The following is a 3,004-nucleotide window of genomic DNA, read 5'->3' on the forward strand; positions in this document are numbered from 1 at the left end:
CTGTGAAGGTTTTGGACAGAAATGAGTTTCGGAGAACCAAGTATTAGCAAATCACGAATTAGCATAAGTATGGAAAGTCACTAAGCTCCCTGTCCAGTATTAATGGTGCACATCAGTTGCCAAACGGGTCTTCGATTTGACACATAAAAAGCCCATTTTCAATTGCCATTGGGCCTCTATACAGTTTTGCACCAAGCTCTTCAAAATGATCCAGTGCTTTATCCAAGTTGTTTACCGACCAATATAAAACTGTCCCACATTTACACGAGCCTACTTTTTCGTCTGCTTGTACTATCTCAAGAGAAAAACCGTTCAAATTGAGCATGGTAAAGTCGAAACTAGGATGATAAACAGATACAGCTGTAGGAAAGGCTTTTTGATACTAATCGATGCCCAATGCGACATTTTGAACATGAATAAGAATCGCTGTTGGAATCATAGTCTCCCTCCTACTACTTAACAGTCACTAGTATGGTGTGCCGTTCTTTCTAGAGGGAGTCCATTCACCAGAACTTTCAACAACCCATTTGAAATCATCATCTGGATAATGGGCTTCGTCTTTTGCAACTCGGCTCCCTATAACTATAAATTTAGCTTGTTCGCTACTACGGTTTATTAAATGATGTCCATTTTCGACCCTAGCAGGGAAGCCAATACACATTCCTGCAAATAATGTCTGCTCACCGTCATCACTGACTAAACATAGCTCACCATCGAGTACATAAAGAAACTCATCTGACCTTGTGTGCCAATGGCGAAGAGCCGACTGCGCATTCGGTTCTAATACTTCCAGATTCACACCGAACTGAGTGAGCCCAAAAGAATCACCTAAACTTCTGCATTCAGATTGACCAAGGCGAGATTTAAATGGCTCTGGAAATGGGTTAAACGTATCACCTTTTATGCTTAAAGCTTGTTTCGCTTTCGTCATTAATTGCCCCTGTGCATAACGCTTTTCAGTCGGGATATAGTCATTTACTTCTGTCCATCTTGCTCAATCTTTTTAAGCAACTCAAGTCATATATTATGGTTATGTGATTTTTGTACGCACACGAGTGATGGGTTACGAAAAAAACACCTGCACTCTAGGGTTGTTAGTTAGCATATGTATTACAAAATCAACTCACCATTAATTAGTCAATCATCGGTCGTGATACACTTTGGGGCAGATCTGAGCTAGTTGGCACTTTTTGAGAAAAGTGCCACGAGTAAAACTTCAGGTCTATGAAGCCTCTGGACATAAATGTGTTTCAGGAATTCTAATATTAGCGATTAATGAATAACTTTTTATAAGGCAAATTTGCCAATTAGTCGTCTTCGTACAGTGCGGCCTTATGGTAGACCCGTTAGTCCACAAGAGATCCTTATTGGTATTGCTCTTATTGAGATTGGGTGTTTGACCGATATAAAAATCACGTCAAAGTCGCTAAAGTATGAGAGGGCATTGAGAAAAGTAATGTAAAAAAGGCCGTATATCGGCCTTAATTTGCATTGGTAGAGCGGGGGAGCGTTCTTGAATAATTTATTGAAGATTTTGTATACGTGACCTTATTAAACGACTAATGATCGGGAATCGTTTTTAAACTCTTTGCTATATCCTTAAGATTCGATGTATATCAAAAGCATTAAATTCATGACCATCATCTATCAAACAATCTAAAGGATGCAAAGCAACAGGAGTTCCTTGTAACAGCCTAGCCTCTATAGAATTTTGAGCCTCTTTACTTTGCGAATCCCACCAAGACGGTGTAGACCAAGTGTTTTCACTGAATGAGTAACAGAATCGAACAAGGGCGTTCGAAATATGATTTTCATCCAATGCGAGTAGCGAATCAATGAATTTATTACAATAATTATTGTGCTCTGGTAACCAAGAGAAAATAAATGCTCCTTTTCCGTCATATGCAATGCAATTAAAAAATATGTATTCAAAAACTTGATCTTGAATACCGAGAGTCTGTAATCTATTCCCATGAAAATCCATCTCTGGCGCAATCATGGAACTTACCAAAAGTTTAGGTACGCTTTTAAATTCGATAACGCAATGATTAATTGCGGAGAAGTTATCACCAGTAAGCACGGGATCAAGCTTAGATTTGAGATATCGTAAATCCCGAAGTGCTAAATCAACACCGGAATCAAACAAACTTGCGTGTTTTTGCATGTGAATTTGTGTTTCAATTCCCTTGCCACGGTCAGCCTCTTTCATCATATCAACGGTTTTTTTGTTTGACTCCTTATTGAAATACTCTCTACAAAATCCGCGATAAGCTAACAAAAATAATTGTTGTTGTGTCAGTGTAATTGGTTCATCCTCAAGAGGTATAAATAGATCCTTATCATGAACTGAGCAGAAGCCTGTAAATGTCGATGCTTTTTTTACACCAACTTTTTCTAGAACTAGCTTTCCTTCGTGTTTAATTAAGCCAGATAAACTCGGTTTTGCACCCATAACATGCCCACTTTCAGCAATTTCAAGAAGCGAACCACTTTTTGAAATTGTATGAGCATTAATAATCTTGCTGGTACATTCATCTGGAAAAAGGTTGCTCACGCTACATACTTTTTTATTCCTTACACTTTTGCTGTAAGCTTCTAATTCTCTACGACTAATTGCTTCTTGATCTTCTCGAATTTGATGACACTTTTTATATTTCTTTCCTGAGCCACACCAACATGGATTGTTTCTCAATTTATTATCACCCAAACCTATCATCCTCTTCACATAACGCTATCTAGCCAATAATTGGCGGTATAGTTTTTTATTATGCTCTCTTTTGATTATCAATTAAATGATATGCATCATTGATGATTATGGCTTGCTATCGCTCAAACACTGGCGAATAGTTAGGGAAGGTTGAAAGTTTCGTAGATAGTGCCCCGTAATACAACACGGGGATTCACAACGAACAGCATTAGTAGAATAGATAACTTTTAGTAGGGCAAAAGCTCATGAACAGGATGCGAATGAATAAAGGTCTAAGCAACTTTGGGGCGTGCGACG

At 38.4% G+C, this 3,004-nt stretch carries 2 protein-coding genes and 1 pseudogene; all 3 read right to left on the minus strand.

What is annotated here, in order from left to right; genetic code table 11:
* Positions 1 to 112: 112 nt before the first annotated feature.
* The 3 genes and pseudogenes from AB4589_RS25000 to AB4589_RS25010 all read right to left on the minus strand — a co-directional run bounded on the left by AB4589_RS25000 (position 113) and on the right by AB4589_RS25010 (position 2,707).
* Positions 113 to 439 (minus strand): annotated as a pseudogene (locus tag AB4589_RS25000) (glyoxalase/bleomycin resistance/dioxygenase family protein).
* A 27-nt stretch (positions 440 to 466) separates the two neighbouring features.
* Positions 467 to 931 carry a cupin domain-containing protein gene (locus tag AB4589_RS25005; protein WP_102257497.1) on the minus strand — a complete coding sequence of 155 codons (465 nt, stop codon included), beginning with the start codon at positions 929 to 931 and terminating at the stop codon, positions 467 to 469.
* A 660-nt stretch (positions 932 to 1,591) separates the two neighbouring features.
* Entirely contained in the window at positions 1,592 to 2,707 is a 1,116-nt protein-coding gene (locus AB4589_RS25010) for an SEC-C domain-containing protein (RefSeq protein ID WP_157939755.1), read from the minus strand.
* Positions 2,708 to 3,004 lie beyond the last annotated feature (297 nt).

Source organism: Vibrio sp. 10N.222.49.A3 (assembly GCF_041475145.1).
Taxonomy (GTDB): Bacteria; Pseudomonadota; Gammaproteobacteria; order Enterobacterales; family Vibrionaceae; genus Vibrio; species Vibrio tasmaniensis_A.